Below are 18,608 nucleotides of genomic sequence, written 5' to 3'. Positions count from 1 at the left end.
GCCTCCGCGTGCGCGCAGTCCCGCGCCCCGTAGGCTGGACCGCATGGCGGAGAAGTGGTCATTGGGGCGCGCGCTGCGCGGCATGTTCGTCAAGCCGACGATCGACGAGACGACCTGGGACGACCTGGAGACGGCGCTGCTGACGGCTGATTTCGGCCCGGAGATCACCGAGCGGATCGTCGACGACCTGCGCGCGAAGGTGGAGCGGTTCCACACGACCGACCCGCAGGATCTGAAGCGGATGCTGGTCGAGACCCTCGAGGAGCACTTCGCCGCGTTCGACACCACCCTGACCCTCAGCGAGCGTCCGGCCGTGGTGCTGGTGGTGGGCGTGAACGGGGTGGGCAAGACCACCACCATCGGCAAGTTCGCGAAGTTCCTGCAGCGCTACGACCGCTCCGTGGTGGTGGGCGCGGCCGACACGTTCCGTGCGGCGGCGGTGGACCAGCTCGCGACCTGGGCCGAGCGCGCAGGTGCGGCGATCGTGCGCCCGCAGCAGGAGGGCCAGGACCCGGCATCCGTCGCCTTCCAGACCATCGAGTACGCGAAGACCCACGGCACCGAGATCGTCATCGTCGACACCGCCGGCCGGCTGCACACCAAGGGCGGCCTGATGGACGAGCTCACCAAGATCCGGCGCGTGATCGAGAAGCAGGCCCCGATCAGCGAGGTGCTGCTGGTGCTGGATGCCACGACCGGGCAGAACGGCGTGATGCAGGCGCAGGCCTTCCTGGAGCACGCGGGCGTGACCGGGCTGGTGCTGACCAAGCTCGACGGCTCGGCCAAGGGCGGCTTCGTCCTCGCGGTGCAGGAGCGCACCGGCATCCCGGTCAAGCTGCTCGGCCAGGGCGAGGGGATCGCGGATCTCACCGGTTTCACCCCGCACGTGTTCGCCGCCGCGCTGGTGGAGTGAGCGGACGGACTACCGCATCCGTGCCACGCCTGGTTTCATAAGGGCATGGCGATCGAACACGACTACTTCGGACTTCTCGAATCCGGCCCCGACGGTTCGATCTTCTGGTCCGAGACGATCGAGCTGGGCGACCAGGCGGTCTCGGTCGACCTGACCGCTCCGGATGAGGACGACGTGTCGCAGGCCGCACTGGATGTGGCGGCCGCCATGATCACCGCGATCGAGACGGTCGACCGCGCCGCCCGCAACGCCATGGTCTCCGAGCTCGACGACCGCACCAGCGAGGTGATCGAGTACATCCTGCAGCAGCAGGAGAGCCTCGGCGACGAGCTCGAGGCGCTGCTGGTGGACATCTCCGGCGACACGCACGTGGACGTCATCCGCTCGCTCCGGCTGATGAGCATGACGATCCTCGCCGACGAGCACGGGGGGTCCGAGCCGTTCGCCGTGATGGAGTACGCGCTGGATCCGGACAGCGACGAGGTGCTGCTGGTGAACCTGGACACGAACGGCGACGTGCAGTCGGTCACCAGCGCCGACTGAGCCGACCCGGCATCACACCGCCTGGGCGAACCCGCGCTCGGGGTGCACGTCCGCGGCGATGTGCGCGAGGTGGGGCGGGATGTCGCGGCCCTGCGTGAGCATCGACTGCGCCCAGAGGCGCCCGGCCCGATACGAGGAGCGGACGAGGGGTCCGGCCAGCACGCCGAGGAACCCGATTCGCTCGGCCTCCTCCTTGAACGCGACGAACTCGTCGGGCTTGACCCACCGCACCACAGGCAGATGGCGGGGCGAGGGGCGCAGGTACTGGGTGATGGTGATGATGTCGCAGCCGGCCTCGCGCAGGTCGGCCAGGGCGCGGACCACCTCGTCCGGCTCTTCGCCCATGCCGAGGATGAGGTTCGACTTCGTGATCAGTCCCGCGTCGCGCGCCTGGCTGAGGACATCCAGCGAACGCTCGTATCGGAACGCGGGGCGCACGCGCTTGAACAGGCGGGGCACGGTCTCGACGTTGTGCGCGAACACCTCGGGCCGAGCCTGGAAGACCTCGGACAGGAGCGAGGGGATGCCGTTGAAGTCGGTCGCCAAGAGCTCGACGCCGGTGCCGGGGTTGACCTCGTGGATCTGCCGGACCGTCTCGGCGTTCAGCCAGGCGCCGCCGTCGTCCAGGTCGTCGCGGGCCACGCACGTCACGGTCGCATATCGCAGCCCCATCCGGCGCACGCTCTCGGCCACCCGGCGCGGTTCGTCCGCGTCGAAGTCGGCGGGCTTGCCGGTGTCGATCTGGCAGAAGTCGCAGCGCCTCGTGCACTGCGAACCGCCGATCAGGAACGTTGCCTCGCGATCTTCCCAGCACTCGTAGATGTTCGGGCAGCCGGCCTCCTGGCAGACGGTGTGCAGCCCCTCGTCCTTGACCAGCTGGTGCAGCTCGGTGTATTGCGGACCCATTTTCGCCGTGGTGCGGATCCACTCGGGCTTGCGCTCGATCGGGGTCTGCGCGTTGCGCACCTCGAGCCGCAGCAGTCGGCGCCCCTCCGGGACCGCCGCGCTCATGCCAGCGCCCCGGAGTATTCGGCCGCGAACGTCGCCGAGACCGCATCGACGATCTCGGCGGGGGAGACGTTGCGCCCGACCACCTCGGTCACGGTGGTGACCCCGGCGTCGGCGATCCCGCACGGGATGATGCCGCGGAAGCCGGCGAGCGCGTTGTCGCAGTTGATCGCGAAGCCGTGCATCGTCACGCCCTTCTCCACCCGCACGCCGATGGCGGCGACCTTGTCTTCAGACAGGCCGCGGCGCACCCAGACGCCGCTGCGGCCCTCGACCTGGTATCCGTCGACGCCGAGCGGATGGAGGATCCCGATGAGCAGCCGCTCCAGTCGCCGCACGTGTGCGACCACGTCGATCGGCTCGCCCAGCCGCACGATCGGATAGCCCACCAGCTGCCCGGGTCCGTGCCAGGTGATCTTTCCGCCGCGATCGACATCGATCACTTCCGTGCCGTCCTGCGGCCGCTCGTGCGGCTCGGTGCGCTTTCCGGCCGTGTACACCGCCTCGTGCTCGAGCACGATCAGCGTGTCGCGCCGGATGCCGCGGACGACCTCGTCGTGGACGCGGCGCTGCAGCGCCCAGCCGTCGCGGTACGGGACCAGGGCCGGCGCGAGTCCGGCGTTCAGGATGTCGAGCACGGATCCTCCTGCGATGCGTGTTGTTGGATGCGGGCCAACAATACGCCTCCAGTCGCCGCGTGCCGACCCGCACGCGCCGCCCGTACCCTGGGGACATGTCCGCATCGCCCGAGGCCCGCGCCGGCCGTCCGCGCGCCTCGTCTCGCGAGACGCTGGCCGAGGCCGCCTGCGAGCTGTTCCTCGAGCAGGGCTATCACGCGACCTCCGTGGCCGACATCACCACCCGGGCCGGCGTCAGCCGGTCCAGCTTCTTCAACTACTTCTCGGCCAAGGGCGACATCCTGTGGGCGGCCTTCGACGAGCGGCTGGATGCCGCGGTCGAACGCCTGCGTGCCGGGGTGCCGGTGCGCGAGGCGATGCGCGGGATCGCCGCCGACTTCGCCCCGGACAGCCTCGCGCTGGCCGTCGCCAACGCCGACGTGATGGGGCTGGGCGAGGAGCTGGAGCGCGAGCGGGCGATCCGGCAGGCGCGGCTCGCGCGTGCGGTCGCCGACCGGATGCGCGGCGACGGCGCCGAGCCGCTGAGGGCCGAGGTGCGCGCGGCGGGCGTGGCCGGTGCGGTGCTGGCGGCGGCCTGGGACTGGGCCGAAGCCGGCCCGGGCCGCAGCGCACTGGCCGGAGTGCTCGCCGAGGCCCTCGACATCGCGCTGGGAGCCGCGCCGACGGCCGGGCCCCGGCATCCGCTCCCGTAGAATCGGGGGATCATGGCTACCTTCGGCACCCTCTCCGACCGGCTCACCGAGACCTTCCGGAACCTCCGCACCAAGGGCAAGCTCTCGCCCGCCGACGTCGACGGCACCGTCCGCGAGATCCGTCGAGCGCTGCTGGACGCCGACGTCGCGCTGTCGGTGGTGAAGGACTTCACCGCCACCGTGCGCGAGCGTGCGCTCGGCGACGAGGTGAGCCGGGCTCTGAACCCCGCCCAGCAGGTCGTGCAGATCGTCAACGAGGAGCTCGTCGGCATCCTGGGCGGCCAGCAGCGTCGGCTGCAGTTCGCGAAGAACCCGCCGACCGTGATCATGCTCGCCGGCCTCCAGGGCTCGGGCAAGACCACGTTCGCCGGCAAGCTCGCGAAGATGCTGGAGAAGGACGGGCACACGCCCCTGCTGGTCGCCGCCGACCTGCAGCGGCCGAACGCCGTCAACCAGCTGCAGGTGGTCGCCGAGCAGGCTGGGGCGACCATCTACGCACCCCAGCCCGGCAACGGCGTCGGCGATCCGGTGCGGGTGGCCCGGGACGGCGTCGAGCAGGCGCGACGGGCCCAGCACGACGTCGTCATCATCGACACCGCCGGCCGGCTCGGCGTGGACGCCGAGCTGATGAAGCAGGCCGCCGACATCCGTGCCGCCACCGACCCGGACGAGGTCCTGTTCGTCATCGACGCGATGATCGGACAGGATGCGGTGAACACGGCCAAGGCGTTCCAGGACGGGGTCGACTTCACCGGTGTCGTGCTGTCCAAGCTCGACGGCGACGCCCGGGGCGGTGCCGCGCTGTCGGTGGCGTCCATGACCGGACGCCCCATCATCTACGCGTCCACGGGCGAGGGCCTGGACGACCTGGAGCCGTTCCACCCGGACCGGATGGCCAGCCGCATCCTGGACCTCGGCGACATCCTCACCCTGATCGAGCAGGCGCAGGAGGCCTTCGACGAGGAGGAGGCCCGCAAGGTCGCGGACAAGCTGGCGACCGAGCAGTTCACGCTCGAGGACTTCCTCGAGCAGATGCAGCAGATGCGCAAGATGGGCTCGATGAAGAAGATGCTCGGCATGCTGCCGGGCATGGGCCAGATGAAGCAGCAGCTGGACGACTTCGACGAGCGCGAGATCGACCGCACCGAGGCGATCATCCGATCGATGACCCCGAGCGAGCGACGGAGCACGAAGCTGCTGAACGGCTCGCGGCGCCTGCGCATCGCGCGCGGATCGGGGATGACCGTCACCGACGTGAACCAGCTCGTCCAGCGGTTCGAGCAGGCCGCGAAGATGATGAAGACGGTCGCCCGCGGTGGCGTGCCCAATGTCCCGGGGATGGGCTCGATGGGCAAGCCGGGCGCCTCCAGCAAGCGCGGCAGGCAGCAGAAGAAGAAGGGGTCGCGATCGGGCAACCCCGCCCGGCGCGCCGCCGAGAACGCCGGGATCGCCGCGGAGCCGGCCGCCCCGACCGGATCAGGCTTCGGGCTCGGATCGGGCAAGGCCGCCGGCACGGGCGCTCCCACCGAGAGCGACCTCGCCGAGGTGCAGAAGCTGCTCGGCGGGCGCTGACCCCGCCGGTCAGAGGGGACCCGGCCGGCCGGGTGCCGGCTCGCCGCCGGACCGGACGAAGCCGGACTCGTACGCGAGGACCACGGCCTGGACCCGGTCTCGGACGCCGAGCTTGGCGAGCATCCGCGCCACGTGGGTCTTGACCGTGGTCTCGCCGAGGTACAGCCGCATCGCGATCTCGGCGTTGGACAGACCCTGCGCGACGAGCCGCAGCACCTCGGCTTCCCGGTCGGTGAGCGTCGCGAACGCGCGGTTCGCCGAGGCCTCGGACGGGCGACCCGCGTACCGCTCGATCAGCCGCCGCGTGATCGTCGGCGCCAGCAGGGCGTCACCCGCGGCCACCTGTCGGATCGCCGAGACGAGCTGCTCGCGCGGCGCGTCCTTGAGCAGGAATCCGGTCGCCCCCGCCCGCAGCGCGTCGTAGACGTACTCGTCGGCATCGAACGTGGTCAGGATCAGGATGCGCGCGCCGCCGCCTTCGGCCGACAGTCGCCGGGTCGCTTCGATGCCGTCCATCACCGGCATCCGGATGTCCATCAGGACGACGTCCGGATGCCGCGCGTGCGCCACGTCGAGGCACTCCCGGCCGTCGGCCGCCTCACCGACCACATCCATGTCGGATTCGAGGTCGAGGATCAGGCGGAAGCCGGTGCGCACGAGGAGCTGGTCATCGGCGATGAGCACGCGGATCATGAGTCGGCTCCCTCGTCGTCCAGCGGGATGTCCACCGTCAGCGCGAACCCGCCCTCCGGCGTCGGCGCGGTGCGCAGCCGGCCGCCCAGCGTCCGCACCCGCTCCGCGATCCCGACCAGGCCGTACCCGGTGGATGCCGACAGTGCGGGTCGCTTCGTGCTGGGCCCGTTGCGCACCTCGATGTGCAGGACGGACGCCGCACGCCGCACACCCACCTGCACGGACGCGCCCGGTGCGTGGTGCAGCGCGTTGGTCAGCCCCTCCTGCACCGTGCGGTAGGCGACCAGGTCCACCGCTGCCGGCAGCGCAGCGGTCAGGTCCTGCACGTCCAGGGTGACATCCACCCCTGCGGCTCGCGCGCGCTCGGCGAGCTGGGCGATCGCGGCCACCCCGATGGCGTCGGCGCCGTCGTCGGCACGCAGCACGTCCAGCAGCGACCGGATCTCGGTGAGCGCCTGGCGCGCGGTCGCGCCGATGGCCTCCACCGGCGCGGCCGCCCGCGCCGGGTCCTTGGCCAGCGCGGCCTGCGCGGCATCGGACTGCACCGCGATCACGCTGAGGCTGTGCGCCACGACGTCGTGCAGCTCCCGTGCGATGCGCACGCGCTCCTGCGCGGTCGCCAGGCGCGCGGCATCCTGCTGGCGACGCTCGGCAGAGCTCACCCGTAGCCGCCAGTACCGGCTGGCGCGACCGAGCAGCCACAGCCCCCCGAACAGCAGGACGATGAAGAGGAAGTCGATGCCGTTCCCGATGCGCTCCTGGATCAGCAGGGACGCGACGAACACGACGCCGGCAACCGCCGCGACCCCCTCGGTGCGGTGCGCGGCCAGCGAGTACATGCCGATCGCGTAGACGGCCAGCGACCACAGCGAGCCGGGCGGCTGGGACAGCAGCGTCTGGACGAAGCCCGTCACGATGAGAAGTCCGATGCACACGAGCGGGGAGCGCACTCGCCAGGCCAGCGAGCCGGCCGAGAGAACCGCGACCGGCAGGGTCAGCGCGAGGGGTCCTTCGGCGGGATTGCCGGTGAGCACGCTGAGAACAGCGATGACGACGAACAGCCCCGCCAGCGCCGCGTCGGGCGCCGGCACGCCGGCGACCGTGGCGAGCCGGAAACGGCGCAGCGCTGCGCGCACCTGCTGCATGGCGCCACTCTATGGCCGCGTGCGCGGCCGCACGTCCTCCGCAAGGAGGACGGGGTCCTCCGGGCTGGCGAGGCGGATCGGCCGCACGCCGGACGCGGCGCGCCCCCGCCCGGCGAGAGCGTGGCCTCAGCGGCGGGCATCAGGGCTCGTCCGAAGCGAAGGAGCACGACATGGACGACACCACGCACACGAGCGACACGCGGATGCGCCGGATGGCCGCGACGACCCTCACGATCGGCGTGCTGAGTCTGATCATCGCGACGATCATGCAGTGGATGCTGCAGCCGACGTCGCCCGCCGCGACGCCGGCCGACGTCGCGGCGCAGTTCCCGGCCGCGTGGAACGCTCTCGGCCTGATCTCGGTCTTCGGACCGATCGCGTGGCTGGCGGCGATGCCGGCGATCATGCGGCTCACAGCGCCACGCGGCCGCATGGTCACCGTGATCGGCGGCGCCCTCACCGCGCTCGGACTGGCCGTGGGCATCGGACATCTCGCGCTGTTCTTCGGGCTGTTCGGAACGATCGCCGGGGCCGGACTGGATGCCGCCGCCGTGCAGCATCTGATGGCGGGTTCGGACGCCGATCTGCTCACCACCGTGCTGCTGATCGTGTTCCTGGTTGCGTTCGCCGTCGGCCCGATCGTGCTCACCGTCGGCCTGCGGATCGGCCGGGCGGTGCCGGTGTGGGTGCCGGTCGCGGCACTGGTCACCGCGGCGGCGAGCTTCTTCGGCGGACCGATCGCCGGGATCGTGCAGCTGCTGGCGCTGATCGCGGTGTGGGCCCCGGTCGCGGGTGCGCTGCTGCGCCGCATCCCGAGCCCCGCGGCGGCGGCGATCTCGGCGGGGGAGAGCACGGCGACGCGCCGGTGACGGCCGGTTCGCGGCATCCGCTCGGATCTGGCAGAATTGAAGGCTGGAGCACCGCCCGACCCTCTATCCGGCGTGCGTCTCCACCTTCGAGCTTCCGCCGGGTGTGCACCCCACTCTCCAGGCGACCGGTTCATCACCACTACACACATTCAGGAGAATCGTGGCTGTCAAGATCCGTCTCAAGCGGCTCGGCAAGATCCGTGCCCCGTACTACCGCATCGTCGTCGCCGATTCGCGCACCAAGCGCGACGGTCGGGTCATCGAGGAGATCGGCAAGTACCACCCGACCGAGGAGCCCTCGCTGATCGAGGTCGACTCGGAGCGCGCGCAGTACTGGCTGGGTGTCGGCGCGCAGCCGACCGAGCAGGTGCTGGCCCTCCTCAAGCTCACCGGCGACTGGGGTCGGTACAAGGGCGACAAGGACGCCGTCTCGACCGTCAAGGTCAAGGCCGAGAAGGTTCCGTTCGAGGTCGACTCCGCCAAGAAGTCGGTCGTCAAGCCGAAGGCCGAGAAGAAGGCCGAGCCCGCCCCCGAGGCGGCCGAGCCCGAGGCCCCCGCGGCCGACGCCGAGTAATCGCCGTGCTGACCGCCGCGCTCGACCACATCGTCAAGGCGATCGTCGATCACCCCGACGATGTGCGCATCGATGAGTCCACATCACCCCGTGGTGATGTGCTCGAAGTGCACGTGCACCCCGATGACCGGGGCCGCGTGATCGGGCGCGGCGGACGCACCGCCAAGGCACTGCGCACGCTCATCTCCGCTCTTGCGGACGGTCGACGCGTGCGCGTCGACGTCGCGGACGACTGAGATGGTGCGGCAGGACCCGCCGGCAGGGGCTGACACGCCCGGGAAGTCGGCGAAGAAGCACGCCCCGAAGCCGGTCGGCACCCAGCTGCGCGCCGGCCGTCTGGTCAAGGCACACGGACTGAAGGGTGCGCTCAAGCTCGAGCTGTACACCGACGACCCGGACCGCCGCTTCGTCCCCGGAGCCACGTTCACCCTGCAGGTTCCCGAGTCCTCGCCGTGGCATGGCAAGACGGTGACCGTGCGCGAGCTGAAGTGGCTGAATTCGAACCCGGTGGTGTTCCTCGAGGGCGTCGAGGACCGGACCGCTGCCGAAGAGCTGGTCAAGGCGATCCTGTGGGTCGAAGCCGACACGACGGTCGAGAACGACGCCTGGTACGACCATCAGCTGGTCGGCCTCGATGTGCTGCGCGACGGCACGCGCGTCGGCCGCGTCGCACGGGTCGACCACCTGCCTGCGCAGGACCTGCTGATCGTCCAGCAGGGGGATCGCGAGGTGCTGGTCCCCTTCGTGAAGGCGATCGTGCCCGAGGTGGACGTCGTCGCCGGGCACGTCGTCGTGACCCCGCCGGCCGGCCTGTTCGAAGAGCTGCCGGCCGAAGACGACCTGCCCGCCGCGCCGGCGGACGAAGGCTGACAGCCGCCGTCACACCGGCCCTGCTCGTCGCTGGCTAGGCTCGATGGGTGCGCATCGACATCCTCACGATCTTCCCGTCGTACTTCGACGTCCTGGCGGTCTCGCTGCTGGGCCGGGCTCGCAGCTCGGGGCTGCTGCAGGTGGACGTGCACGACCTCCGCGACTGGACGCACGACCGGCACCGGACGGTCGACGACACGCCATACGGCGGCGGCGCCGGCATGGTGATGAAGCCCGAGCCCTGGGGTGAGTCGCTGGATGCCGTCGCCGGCCACGCCGAGCGGCCCACCATCATCTTCCCGTCGCCGGCGGGCGAGGTCTTCACCCAGGCGACCGCGCGCGCGCTGAGCGACCGTGAGCACCTGATCTTCGGATGCGGTCGGTACGAGGGCATCGACGAGCGGGTCTTCGACTACGCCGCCGAGCTCGGCGACGTGCGGCTGATCAGCCTCGGCGATTACGTCCTGAACGGGGGAGAGGTCGCCGTCATGGCGATGGTGGAGGCCATCGGCCGGCTGATCCCCGGCGTCGTCGGAAATCCGGAGAGCCTGGTCGAGGAATCGCACGAAGACGGACTGCTGGAGTACCCGAGCTACACGAAGCCCGCCGTGTGGCGGGATCGGGCGGTTCCGCCGGTGCTGCTCAGCGGCAACCACGGCGCGGTCGACGCCTGGCGGCGCGAACAGCAGCTCGAGCGGACTCGCGAGCGCCGGCCCGACCTGCTCGAGTCGTAGCCGACGGCGGGTGCCGAAGAGGCCCGCCTATCCTCTCCAGTGTCGTAACCCCGTTCTATCGTGGGGAGTATGGAAAGACAGGGTGATCCGGATACAGCATCCGGTACGACGGTCCGCGGCCACGCGGTGTTGCCCGGTGCAGTGTCGGACGTTCTGGCTACGGTGGAATCATGAACGCCGACCTGATCGACGCCGAGGCGGCCCTGGCCGAGTACGACGAGTACGCCGCCGCGCAGGGCGGCGCGGACTGGGGCGACCGACTGCTGCGGTCCGGGGCCGCACACGAGCGCGGGGTGGATGCGCTCGAGACCGCGACCCGACAGGCGCGCATCGCGACCGCGGAGCAATACGCGCTGTGCGGCGAGCTGCTCGCCGACGCGAGGGCGTTTCCCGACCCGTGGTGCGGGCCCGATCCCACGACCGATCCGGACTGGGTCGATCCGCGCGAGCGGACCGCCGCCCAGGTGCGGGCGTCCCGGGTCGAGTTCGCGGAACGCGCCGCCGTGGCCGACCTCGCCGTGCGGATCCGGGTCAGCGAGCGCACCGTCCGGGCCTGGGCCGACACCGCCCGGACGCTGCAGGAACGCTGCCCGGTCACCTGGCGGGCCTTCCGCGCCGGGCGGGTGGATGAACGCAACGCCGACACCGCCGCATCCCTGGCCGGGTCTCTGCCCGCCGACGACCGGCAGGCCTGGGAGCGGTTCGACCAGGCCGCCGCCGACGCCGCCTCCCGGCTGCCGGCCGGAAAGTTCCGCACCCACGCCCGGGCCCTGCGCGAACGCGTCCACCCCGAGGGCATCGACGCCCGCCACCGCAGAGCGGCCCGCGACCGTGCCACCTGGCTGAGCCCCGAACTGGACGGGATGGCCACGTACAGCATCTACGGGCCGGCAGCCCGGCTGCTCTCCCTGAACGCCCGGGTCGACCGGCTCGCCCGCCACCTGCACGCCCAGCCCGGCGAGACCCGCACCCTCGCCCAACTCCGCGCCGACGTGGCAACCGGACTCCTGCAGGATGGGATCACCGACGACACCGTGGGAGTGACAGTGTCCGCCCCGTCGGTGGCCATCACCGTGCCGGTCATGACCCTGCTCGGGCACGCCGAAGAGCCGGCGATCCTGGACGGGTACGGGCCCATCGACCTCGAGACGGCGAAGAATCTGGCCGGCGGCGCGACCTCGTGGGTGCGCATCCTCACCCACCCGATCAGCGGGACGATCCTGGACGTGGACCGTTCCACCTACCGGGTCCCCGCAGCGCTGCGACGGTGGCTGAACATCCGCGACAAGGTCTGCACCTTCCCCGGCTGCGGCCGCCTCGCCCGCGACTGCGACATCGACCATAAGGCGGAATGGCAGCACGGCGGCGGCACCAGCGCCGACAACACCGGGCCGCTCTGCGAGTCTCACCACCAGGTGAAGACCGAAACTCTCTGGCGCCCGCATACCGACCCCGAAACCGGCACCACGTGGTGGATCTCACCCACCGCCCACGCCACCGACGCCGACCCGCCGCCCTGGTGAGCGGCTGGTCCCGCCCGGTATCTTCGGGGAGTGCCCACCCCTGACTTCGTCGTCGATCTGCGAGCGCGGATCGGTCACCTGCCGATGCCCCTCGTCGGCGTGACCGCCGTCGTCTTCCGCGAAGATCATGTCCTGCTCGGCCATCGGTCTGACAACGGCGAGCTGCAGCCTGTTTCGGGGATCGTCGAGCCGGGCGAGGAGCCCGCGGATGCCGCAGTCCGCGAAGTGCTCGAAGAGGCGGGTATCGCGGCACGTGCCACCCGACTGGCCTGGGTGCACCAGATGGATCGAGTGACGTACGACAATGGCGACGTCGTCGACTATCTCACCCTGACGTTCCGATGCGAGTGGGTCTCCGGCGAGCCCCATCCGACCGACGGCGAACTGACCGATGTCGGGTGGTACGCGGTCACCGACCTGGACGCGCTCGGCATGCTTGACGACGATCATCGCCAGCGCATCGCGCTGGCGACGGCGAGCGAAGGTGCGACCCGCTTCGAGGGTGGATGCTGATCGTCACGGCAGGAGTGCGAGCTTTCCGCCCGGATGTCCCTCCTGCAGGAACCGGAGCGCATCCTTCGCCTCGGCCAACGGGAAGGTGCGCGCCACCGGCACAACGAGGTCGCCGGCGGCGGCCAGCGCTATCAGCCCCGCACGCGCGCCGTCCCGGAACGCCTTGCTCGCCGGCATCGAACCGCCGATGGCGGTGAAGCCCGCTTCGCGGCTGCGCGGACCGGCCACGATCGTGACGGCGCGATCCGGATGCCGGAGCAGGGTGCCTGCGGAGTCCACCGCCTGATCCGTGCCCGCGGCATCCAGCACGGCGTCCACCCCATCCGGGGCGAGCGTGCGCACGCGTTCCTCCAGTCCGGGACCATAGGCAACCGGTTCCGCGCCGAATTCGCGGACGCGATCGAAGCTGTGGGGACTTGCGGTGCCGATGACACGCGCACCCAGGCGCCGCGCTTGCTGGATGGCGCTGACGCCGACCGCGCCGGATGCCGCGTGCACGAGGATGATGTCACCGTCCGACACGCGGGTCACGTGCAGCATCTCGGCGGCGGTGGTCCCGGCCAGCAGCAGATTCGCCGCCTGGGGGTCGCTCAAGGCAGCCGGCTTCGCATAGACATCCGCCGCGGGCACCGTGATCGCCTCGGCATAGCCGCCGCTCACGCGGAAGGCGATCACCTCCGTCCCGGTGGTGTGCTCGCCGGTGGCGATCGCCGTATCCGGGCCGAGCGCCGCGACCACGCCGGACACCTCATAGCCCAGACCGGCGGGGAACTCCTCCAGTCGCGCCAGATGCTTGTAGTCTGCGGGGTTCATGCCGGCCGCCCGCACCGTGATCGTCACCTCGCCGGGGCCGGGGGCCGGCACCTCCGCGTCGACCAGTTCCAGAACATCGATGCCGCCTGCGCGCGGCGCGATCCATCTCTTCGCCATCGCCCCAGTCAACACCCTGCCGGTAGCATTCGGACATGGACGCCGCCACCCTCGCCGCATCGTTCCAGAGCACCGGCGAGGACTACGACCGGTATCGACCTGGCTTCCCTGAGGCCGCCGTCGATGTCCTGCTCCCGGAACCGGTCGCGGCCGTGCTCGACCTCGGGGCCGGCACCGGCAAGCTCACCGCGGCGCTCCTCCCGCGCGCGTCCCGCGTCATCGCCGTCGATCCGTCCGAACAGATGCTGGCGGTCCTGCGGCGCAAGCTGCCGCAGGTCGAGGCACTCCTCGGCACCGCTGAGGCCATCCCCCTGCCCGATCAGAGCGTGGATGCCGTCGTCGTCGCGCAGGCGTTCCACTGGTTCGATCGTGACGCGGCGTGCGCGGAGATCGCCCGCGTGCTCGTTCCCACCGGGACGCTGGGGCTGGTCTGGAACGGACCGGACCCGACATGCCCATGGGACCAGGCCTGCGGGCGGATCGCGCATCCCGAGCGCTCCCCGGATGAGCCCGGCGACGAGGACGCGGAAGCACTGCCCGGATTCACGCTCCTGGCCCGGGAGCAAGTGCGGTGGCGGGAGCAGATCGCGCGGGCCGACTACCTGGCACGCTGGCACACGGTCAGTACGTTCCTCGCTGCAAGTGCGGGGGAGCGGGTCCGGATGGCGGGCGAGGTCGAGGACATTCTGGATGCCGACGCGCAGACTCGTGGCCGCGACATCCTCGATCTGCCGACGGTGGCGGGTACCTGGCTCTACCGCCGCGCCCGGTGAGTGCTACGCGACGTTGAGGAACGACCGGTCGGACAGCACGATCGGGCCGTCGGCGGTGACCGCGATGGTGTGCTCGGAATGTGCGCCGCGGGAGCCGTCCGCGCTGCGCAGCGTCCATCCGTCCGGGTCGGTGATCAGCTCGTCGGTGGTCTGCAGGAACCACGGCTCGATCGCGATGACCAGTCCCTCGCGCAGCGGATAGCCGCGCCCGGCCCGGCCGTCGTTGGGCACATGCGGGTCGCCGTGCATGATCCGGCCGACCCCGTGACCTCCGAAGTCGGTGTTGATCGAATAGCCGTCGCCGTGTGCGACCGCGGCGATTGCCGCCGAGATGTCGCCGAGACGGTTGCCCACGGTGGCGGCGGCGATCGCGGCATCCAATGCCCGCTCGGTCGTGTCGATCAGAGCGAGATCCTCCGCCCGCGGTGTGCCCACGACGAACGAGATCGCCGAATCGGCGACCCAGCCGTCGATCGCGACGGCGAAGTCGAGCGAGACGAGGTCGCCGTCGCGCAGGTCGTAGTCATGGGGCAGCCCGTGCAACACGGCGTCGTTGACCGAGGTGCAGATGACCTTGCCGAACGGGCTCGCGCCGAACGAAGGGTGGTAGTCGATGTAGCACGACTGCGCTCCCGCCTTGTGGATCAGCTCATGCGCGCGGTCGTCGATGGCCAGCAGATTCGTGCCGACCTTCGTCTCCTCGCGCAGCGTCGCCAGCGTCTCGGCCACGAAGCGGCCGGCCGGCCGCATGGCCTCGATCTCGGCGGGGGTGCGCAACTCGATCATCGTGTTCCTCTCGTTGCGTCCATTCTCGCCGATGACCGCCGCCGTGGTGACGCATCCTGCCCACCCGACGCGCCCAGCCGGCGCAGAGACAGGCGGCGTACGATCAAGGCATGTGGCTGCGACGTGGGTTCTTCGGCTGGCTGTTCCCGGCGGCGATCGTCCTGCCGCTGTGGCTGATCGTGGGCTGGGCCCTCTTCAACGCCGGCGGATGGGCCTTCCTCGGCGTGATCTTCGTCGCGGCACCGGCTGTCCTGATCGGCGAGCTCGTGCTGGCGTTCATGATCCGCGCGCGGCCGACGGTGCGCCGAGACCGCGCGGTGTCGTGGTGGGATGTGCTCGGCCTCACCGTCTGGCATGGCCTGGTCATCGCCTACGGCTGCTACATCCACGTGGCCTTCGCCGCGGTCCTGATCTTCGCGATCCTCGCGTTCCTGGCGGTCTTCTGGTCCTCGCTCGCGCAGCTGTGGGCCGAGGCGCGCGGCACGTTCGCCCGGATGGCCCCCGGCACCGGCCCCGCCGACATCGGCGGACCCACGGCCCCGATGGGTCGGCCGCGCATGCGCGGCGAGGTGATCGTCGTGCACGAGGTGGGCAGCCCGGGGGACGGCCGCACCGCGCACTGACCCGCGACGGCGACCGCGACAGCGTTTTGGCGGGCCGCGGCATCCGTGGCAGAATGGATGCTTGTGCTCGCGCACCGATTCTGCCTCAGGGGAATCCGCGCCTTCTCGTGAACGCGCAGCGAGCACCGATCCTCTCATCCCATTCACTTCGCGGTCGACCTGTGGCGGCCGCAGGAAGACACGATCATGCAGATCCTCGACGCCGTTGATGCGGCCTCCCTCCGAAGCGACATCCCGGACTTCAACGCCGGCGACACCGTCAAGGTGCACGTGAACATCACCGAGGGCAGCCGCAGCCGTATCCAGGTGTTCCAGGGCGTGGTCATCGGCCGTTCCGGCGATGGCGTGCGCGAGACCTTCACCGTCCGCAAGATCAGCTTCCAGGTGGGCGTGGAGCGCACCTTCCCGGTGCACAGCCCGGTGATCGACCACATCGAGGTCGTCACCCGCGGTGACGTCCGCCGCGCCAAGCTCTACTACCTGCGCAACCTCCGCGGCAAGAAGGCCAAGATCAAGGAGAAGCGCGACCGCTGACCCTGACGTCACGACGCCCCGAGGCAGATGCCCGGGGCGTCGTCGTCTGCACCGACGAGAGTGTGCGACGCTGTAGTGTGCGAGCGGTGGAGGGCCTGGAATGACTGAGCAGTCGACTCCCGTGCAGGCGGGCGAGACCCGCTCCCGCCGACGCGGAGCCCTCACCTTCCTCCGCGACATCCTCGTGATCATCGTGATCGCACTGCTGGTGTCGTTCCTGGTGAAGACCTTCCTGGTCCGCTCGTTCTACATCCCCTCGGGCTCGATGGAGAACACACTGCAGATCGACGACCGCATCCTGGTCGATGAGATCACCCCGCACTTCGGCGGATATCAGCGAGGGGACGTCGTGGTGTTCCGCGACCCCGGCGGGTGGCTGCCGGTGACCGTCGGCGCCGACAGCCGGCCATGGATCGTCGAAGCCGTGGACTGGGTGCTCTCCCTCGTCGGCGTGTCCGCGCCGGACAGCGACGATCACCTGATCAAACGTGTGATCGGTCTGCCCGGCGACCATGTCGCCTGCTGCGATGCGATCGGGCACATCACCGTCAACGGCGTCCCCATCGACGAGACGTCGTACGTGAAGCTGCAGCCGGGCGAGACCGAGCCCGAGGTGGTCCCGTTCGATGTGACCGTCCCGGCCGGCTCGCTGTGGGTGCTGGGCGACAACCGCGACCGGTCCCGCGACTCGCGCTACAACCAGGACCAGCCGGGCAAGGGCTTCGTCCCCATGGACAACGTCGTCGGCCGCGCCTTCCTGATCACGTGGCCGTTCGACCGGTTCGGCCTGATCGACTTCCATCATGCGGTGTTCGCCGGTGTCCCCGCTGCCGAGAAGGCCGGCGCGTCGCCATGACCGTCGTCGAGCCGCGTCTCACCTTCGAGCGCCGGCTGCTGCGCGAGCATCCCCTCGTCATCGCGTGCGACGAGGTCGGGCGCGGCGCACTGGCCGGCCCGGTCGCCGTGGGCGCGGTGATGATCGATGCGCGCGCCGCACGCCGACGGGTGCCCGAGGGGCTGCGCGACTCGAAGCTGGTCGCCGAGGCGCGACGGCCGGATGTCGCGGCCCGGGCGGCATCGTGGGTGTGCGCCGACGCGGTCGGCTGGGCGTCGGCCGCCGAGATCGACGAGGTCGGCATCATCCGCGCGCTCGGACGGGCAGCGCTCCGCGCGATCGACGCGCTGCGCGCCGCCGGCGTCGCGCCCGAGGACGGCGTCGTGCTGTTGGACGGCAACCATGACTACATCTCGCCCGCGGGCGGCAGCGCACTGACCGTCCTGCCCCGGATCAAGGCCGACCGGGACTGCGCCAGTGCGGCCGCGGCATCCGTCATCGCCAAGGTGACCCGCGACGCGCAGATGGTTCAGCTGCACGCCGAGCACCCGCGGTACGAGTGGGAGCACAACAAGGGATACGCGAGCCCGACCCATCGCGCGGCGATCCGCGAGTGCGGACTGAGCCCCTACCACCGCGCGTCCTGGGCGATCGCGGACGCCCCCACACTGTTCTGATCGGAATGCGGTGGCGGGAGCCGACCGACCTAGGATGGAAGCACCATGGATGACGACTTCGACGACTACGATCGCGAACTCGAGCTCGCCCTGTACCGCGAGTACCGCGACGTCGTCTCGCAATTCCAGTACGTCATCGAGACCGAGCGCCGGTTCTACCTCGCCAACGAGGTGAACGTGGTCCGGCGCGACACCGAGCACGACTTCTACTTCGAGATCTCGATGACCGATGTCTGGGTCTGGGACATCTACCGCGCCGACCGCTTCGTCAAGTCGGTGCGCGTCCTCACGTTCAAGGACGTGAACGTCGAGGAGCTGCAGCGCCGCGACCTGCACCTGCCCGAGGAGCTGTCCCTGGACTCCTGATTCCTCTCACCCTCGCCGGGTGATGGCTTGTGGGCGGCGTGCGCGAAGCCTGAGAGACTGCCCACTGCCGCCGGGCGCTGTCCGGTGCGGACCGGGAAGGGAAGTCGATGGGCGCTGTCATCGGCGAGATCCTCCCGCTGGCGCTGGGCATCGCGATCAGTCCGATCCCCATCATCGCCGCGATCCTCATGCTGCTCTCGCCGAAGGCGCGGGTCACCAGCGTCGGATTCCTCCTCGGCTGGGTGGCGGGAATCGTCGTCGCGGTCGTGGTCTTCACCCTTCTCTCGTCGATCCTGCCGGCCGACGACCCGAGCGTCTCGAAGCCGATCCTGGGCGTGGTCCGGCTCGTGCTGGGCGCGTTGCTGCTCCTGCTCGCTCTCCGGCAATGGCGCGGGCGGCCGAAGGGCGACGCGCTGCCGGTGCTGCCGAAGTGGATGCAGGCGATCGACACCGTGACCTTCCCGGTCGCGCTGGGGCTGGGCTTCCTGCTGTCGGCGCTGAGCCCGAAGAACCTGATCATGGCGGTGGGCGCCGGCATGTCGATCGGCTCGGCGTCTCTGAACGGCGGGGCGATCGTCGTGGTGATCGTCGTGTTCACGATCATCGCGGCCTGCACCGTCGGGGTTCCGGTGATCGCCTACCTGCTCGCCGCCGACACGCTGCGCGGTCCCTTGGACGCGCTGCGCGGATGGCTGGTGAAGGAGAACGCCGTGATCATGGCGATCCTGCTGCTGGTCATCGGCGTCTCGATGATCGGCAAGGGTCTGGCGAGCTTCTGATCTGAACAGCACGGGTCT

Annotated in this window: 24 protein-coding genes; 18 read left to right on the top strand and 6 right to left on the bottom strand. The window is 70.5% G+C overall.

All coding sequences use genetic code 11. The features are described from left to right. Positions 1-43 precede the first annotated feature (43 nt). A complete protein-coding gene (ftsY, locus tag AC0L6F_RS02955; RefSeq protein WP_274638203.1) occupies positions 44-913 on the top strand; it encodes a signal recognition particle-docking protein FtsY in 870 nt (289 codons plus the stop codon). A 45-nt stretch (positions 914-958) separates the two neighbouring features. After that, positions 959-1,456, top strand: a complete 498-nt coding sequence (locus AC0L6F_RS02950) for a DUF2004 domain-containing protein (RefSeq protein WP_259612048.1) — start codon at positions 959-961, stop codon at positions 1,454-1,456. 12 nt (positions 1,457-1,468) lie between these two features. Here AC0L6F_RS02950 and lipA read toward each other — a convergent pair whose 3' ends face one another. Together lipA and lipB are read right to left on the bottom strand one after the other, a co-directional pair. Beyond that, positions 1,469-2,467, bottom strand: a complete 999-nt coding sequence (gene lipA, locus AC0L6F_RS02945) for a lipoyl synthase (protein WP_473539097.1) — start codon at positions 2,465-2,467, stop codon at positions 1,469-1,471. Then, positions 2,464-3,102, bottom strand: a complete 639-nt coding sequence (gene lipB / locus AC0L6F_RS02940) for a lipoyl(octanoyl) transferase LipB (protein WP_274638205.1) — start codon at positions 3,100-3,102, stop codon at positions 2,464-2,466. The genes lipA and lipB overlap by 4 nt, the downstream gene beginning before the upstream one ends. Positions 3,103-3,197: 95 nt before the next feature. Between lipB and AC0L6F_RS02935 the strand changes: the two genes are divergently transcribed. Both AC0L6F_RS02935 and ffh read left to right on the top strand, forming a co-directional pair. Then, on the top strand, positions 3,198-3,794 hold the full coding sequence (locus AC0L6F_RS02935) for a TetR/AcrR family transcriptional regulator (protein WP_473539096.1): 597 nt from the start codon (positions 3,198-3,200) through the stop codon (positions 3,792-3,794). Between the two features lie 12 nt (positions 3,795-3,806). After that, complete coding sequence (gene ffh, locus AC0L6F_RS02930) at positions 3,807-5,366, top strand: signal recognition particle protein (RefSeq protein WP_473539095.1); 1,560 nt, start codon at positions 3,807-3,809, stop codon at positions 5,364-5,366. A gap of 9 nt (positions 5,367-5,375) precedes the next feature. Here ffh and AC0L6F_RS02925 read toward each other — a convergent pair whose 3' ends face one another. Together AC0L6F_RS02925 and AC0L6F_RS02920 are read right to left on the bottom strand one after the other, a co-directional pair. Then, positions 5,376-6,059, bottom strand: a complete 684-nt coding sequence (locus AC0L6F_RS02925; RefSeq protein ID WP_473539094.1) for a response regulator — start codon at positions 6,057-6,059, stop codon at positions 5,376-5,378. Beyond that, positions 6,056-7,204, bottom strand: coding sequence for a sensor histidine kinase (locus AC0L6F_RS02920; protein WP_473539093.1), 1,149 nt, complete (start codon positions 7,202-7,204; stop codon positions 6,056-6,058). The genes AC0L6F_RS02925 and AC0L6F_RS02920 overlap by 4 nt, the downstream gene beginning before the upstream one ends. Before the next feature lie 170 nt (positions 7,205-7,374). Here AC0L6F_RS02920 and AC0L6F_RS02915 point away from each other — a divergent pair, with 170 nt between their 5' ends. From AC0L6F_RS02915 to AC0L6F_RS02885, 7 genes are all read left to right on the top strand, one after another. Beyond that, entirely contained in the window at positions 7,375-8,073 is a 699-nt protein-coding gene (locus AC0L6F_RS02915) for a hypothetical protein (RefSeq protein WP_274638209.1), read from the top strand. A 160-nt stretch (positions 8,074-8,233) separates the two neighbouring features. Beyond that, positions 8,234-8,647, top strand: coding sequence for a 30S ribosomal protein S16 (gene rpsP, locus AC0L6F_RS02910; protein WP_259612042.1), 414 nt, complete (start codon positions 8,234-8,236; stop codon positions 8,645-8,647). 5 nt (positions 8,648-8,652) lie between these two features. Continuing rightward, positions 8,653-8,883 (top strand): RNA-binding protein, encoded by a 231-nt coding sequence (locus tag AC0L6F_RS02905; RefSeq protein ID WP_274638210.1) that lies wholly within the window; start codon positions 8,653-8,655, stop codon positions 8,881-8,883. A gap of 1 nt (position 8,884) precedes the next feature. Further along, complete coding sequence (rimM, locus tag AC0L6F_RS02900) at positions 8,885-9,517, top strand: ribosome maturation factor RimM (protein ID WP_274638211.1); 633 nt, start codon at positions 8,885-8,887, stop codon at positions 9,515-9,517. Between the two features lie 47 nt (positions 9,518-9,564). Beyond that, a complete protein-coding gene (trmD, locus tag AC0L6F_RS02895; protein WP_473539092.1) occupies positions 9,565-10,251 on the top strand; it encodes a tRNA (guanosine(37)-N1)-methyltransferase TrmD in 687 nt (228 codons plus the stop codon). A 170-nt stretch (positions 10,252-10,421) separates the two neighbouring features. Continuing rightward, positions 10,422-11,774: an HNH endonuclease signature motif containing protein gene (locus tag AC0L6F_RS02890; RefSeq protein ID WP_473539091.1), complete on the top strand. Its 1,353-nt coding sequence runs from the start codon at positions 10,422-10,424 to the stop codon at positions 11,772-11,774. A 30-nt stretch (positions 11,775-11,804) separates the two neighbouring features. Next, positions 11,805-12,287: an NUDIX hydrolase gene (locus AC0L6F_RS02885; protein WP_473539090.1), complete on the top strand. Its 483-nt coding sequence runs from the start codon at positions 11,805-11,807 to the stop codon at positions 12,285-12,287. 3 nt (positions 12,288-12,290) lie between these two features. Here the strand turns inward: AC0L6F_RS02885 and AC0L6F_RS02880 are convergent, their stop codons facing one another. Then, complete coding sequence (locus AC0L6F_RS02880; protein WP_473539089.1) at positions 12,291-13,217, bottom strand: NADP-dependent oxidoreductase; 927 nt, start codon at positions 13,215-13,217, stop codon at positions 12,291-12,293. Positions 13,218-13,252: 35 nt separating this feature from the next. Here AC0L6F_RS02880 and AC0L6F_RS02875 point away from each other — a divergent pair, with 35 nt between their 5' ends. Further along, positions 13,253-13,990 carry a class I SAM-dependent methyltransferase gene (locus tag AC0L6F_RS02875; RefSeq protein WP_473539088.1) on the top strand — a complete coding sequence of 246 codons (738 nt, stop codon included), beginning with the start codon at positions 13,253-13,255 and terminating at the stop codon, positions 13,988-13,990. Positions 13,991-13,993: 3 nt separating this feature from the next. On the opposite strand, the gene map is transcribed toward AC0L6F_RS02875, so the two are convergent. After that, positions 13,994-14,776: a type I methionyl aminopeptidase gene (map, locus tag AC0L6F_RS02870; protein WP_274638217.1), complete on the bottom strand. Its 783-nt coding sequence runs from the start codon at positions 14,774-14,776 to the stop codon at positions 13,994-13,996. 110 nt (positions 14,777-14,886) lie between these two features. On the opposite strand from map, the gene AC0L6F_RS02865 reads away from it, so the two are divergent. The 6 genes from AC0L6F_RS02865 (at position 14,887) to AC0L6F_RS02840 (ending at position 18,590) form a co-directional block, all read left to right on the top strand. Beyond that, on the top strand, positions 14,887-15,399 hold the full coding sequence (locus AC0L6F_RS02865) for an MFS transporter permease (RefSeq protein ID WP_473539087.1): 513 nt from the start codon (positions 14,887-14,889) through the stop codon (positions 15,397-15,399). A 186-nt stretch (positions 15,400-15,585) separates the two neighbouring features. Further along, on the top strand, positions 15,586-15,933 hold the full coding sequence (gene rplS, locus AC0L6F_RS02860; RefSeq protein WP_274638219.1) for a 50S ribosomal protein L19: 348 nt from the start codon (positions 15,586-15,588) through the stop codon (positions 15,931-15,933). Positions 15,934-16,033: 100 nt separating this feature from the next. Then, positions 16,034-16,789: a signal peptidase I gene (lepB, locus tag AC0L6F_RS02855; RefSeq protein ID WP_473539086.1), complete on the top strand. Its 756-nt coding sequence runs from the start codon at positions 16,034-16,036 to the stop codon at positions 16,787-16,789. After that, positions 16,786-17,445 (top strand): ribonuclease HII, encoded by a 660-nt coding sequence (locus AC0L6F_RS02850; RefSeq protein WP_274638221.1) that lies wholly within the window; start codon positions 16,786-16,788, stop codon positions 17,443-17,445. The genes lepB and AC0L6F_RS02850 overlap by 4 nt, the downstream gene beginning before the upstream one ends. Positions 17,446-17,490: 45 nt before the next feature. Continuing rightward, positions 17,491-17,811, top strand: a complete 321-nt coding sequence (locus tag AC0L6F_RS02845) for a DUF2469 family protein (RefSeq protein ID WP_259612034.1) — start codon at positions 17,491-17,493, stop codon at positions 17,809-17,811. A 107-nt stretch (positions 17,812-17,918) separates the two neighbouring features. Beyond that, a complete protein-coding gene (locus AC0L6F_RS02840; RefSeq protein ID WP_473539085.1) occupies positions 17,919-18,590 on the top strand; it encodes a GAP family protein in 672 nt (223 codons plus the stop codon). Positions 18,591-18,608 lie beyond the last annotated feature (18 nt).

The organism is Microbacterium sp. G2-16M (genome assembly GCF_055809115.1).
This window is presented reverse-complemented; position numbering and strand designations above follow the sequence as displayed.

Bases quoted from the DNA above. Each gene is read 5' to 3' on its own strand.
- lepB (WP_473539086.1), top strand. From the start codon at position 16,034: ATGACTGAGCAGTCGACTCCCGTGCAGGCGGGCGAGACCCGCTCCCGC.
- rimM (WP_274638211.1), top strand. From the start codon at position 8,885: ATGGTGCGGCAGGACCCGCCGGCAGGGGCTGACACGCCCGGGAAGTCG.
- AC0L6F_RS02850 (WP_274638221.1), top strand. From the start codon at position 16,786: ATGACCGTCGTCGAGCCGCGTCTCACCTTCGAGCGCCGGCTGCTGCGC.
- AC0L6F_RS02950 (WP_259612048.1), top strand. From the start codon at position 959: ATGGCGATCGAACACGACTACTTCGGACTTCTCGAATCCGGCCCCGAC.
- AC0L6F_RS02880 (WP_473539089.1), bottom strand. From the start codon at position 13,217: ATGGCGAAGAGATGGATCGCGCCGCGCGCAGGCGGCATCGATGTTCTG.
- AC0L6F_RS02865 (WP_473539087.1), top strand. From the start codon at position 14,887: ATGTGGCTGCGACGTGGGTTCTTCGGCTGGCTGTTCCCGGCGGCGATC.
- AC0L6F_RS02840 (WP_473539085.1), top strand. From the start codon at position 17,919: ATGGGCGCTGTCATCGGCGAGATCCTCCCGCTGGCGCTGGGCATCGCG.
- AC0L6F_RS02875 (WP_473539088.1), top strand. From the start codon at position 13,253: ATGGACGCCGCCACCCTCGCCGCATCGTTCCAGAGCACCGGCGAGGAC.
- map (WP_274638217.1), bottom strand. From the start codon at position 14,776: ATGATCGAGTTGCGCACCCCCGCCGAGATCGAGGCCATGCGGCCGGCC.
- AC0L6F_RS02935 (WP_473539096.1), top strand. From the start codon at position 3,198: ATGTCCGCATCGCCCGAGGCCCGCGCCGGCCGTCCGCGCGCCTCGTCT.
- lipA (WP_473539097.1), bottom strand. From the start codon at position 2,467: ATGAGCGCGGCGGTCCCGGAGGGGCGCCGACTGCTGCGGCTCGAGGTG.
- AC0L6F_RS02925 (WP_473539094.1), bottom strand. From the start codon at position 6,059: ATGATCCGCGTGCTCATCGCCGATGACCAGCTCCTCGTGCGCACCGGC.
- rplS (WP_274638219.1), top strand. From the start codon at position 15,586: ATGCAGATCCTCGACGCCGTTGATGCGGCCTCCCTCCGAAGCGACATC.
- AC0L6F_RS02920 (WP_473539093.1), bottom strand. From the start codon at position 7,204: ATGCAGCAGGTGCGCGCAGCGCTGCGCCGTTTCCGGCTCGCCACGGTC.
- ftsY (WP_274638203.1), top strand. From the start codon at position 44: ATGGCGGAGAAGTGGTCATTGGGGCGCGCGCTGCGCGGCATGTTCGTC.
- ffh (WP_473539095.1), top strand. From the start codon at position 3,807: ATGGCTACCTTCGGCACCCTCTCCGACCGGCTCACCGAGACCTTCCGG.
- AC0L6F_RS02915 (WP_274638209.1), top strand. From the start codon at position 7,375: ATGGACGACACCACGCACACGAGCGACACGCGGATGCGCCGGATGGCC.
- AC0L6F_RS02890 (WP_473539091.1), top strand. From the start codon at position 10,422: ATGAACGCCGACCTGATCGACGCCGAGGCGGCCCTGGCCGAGTACGAC.
- AC0L6F_RS02845 (WP_259612034.1), top strand. From the start codon at position 17,491: ATGGATGACGACTTCGACGACTACGATCGCGAACTCGAGCTCGCCCTG.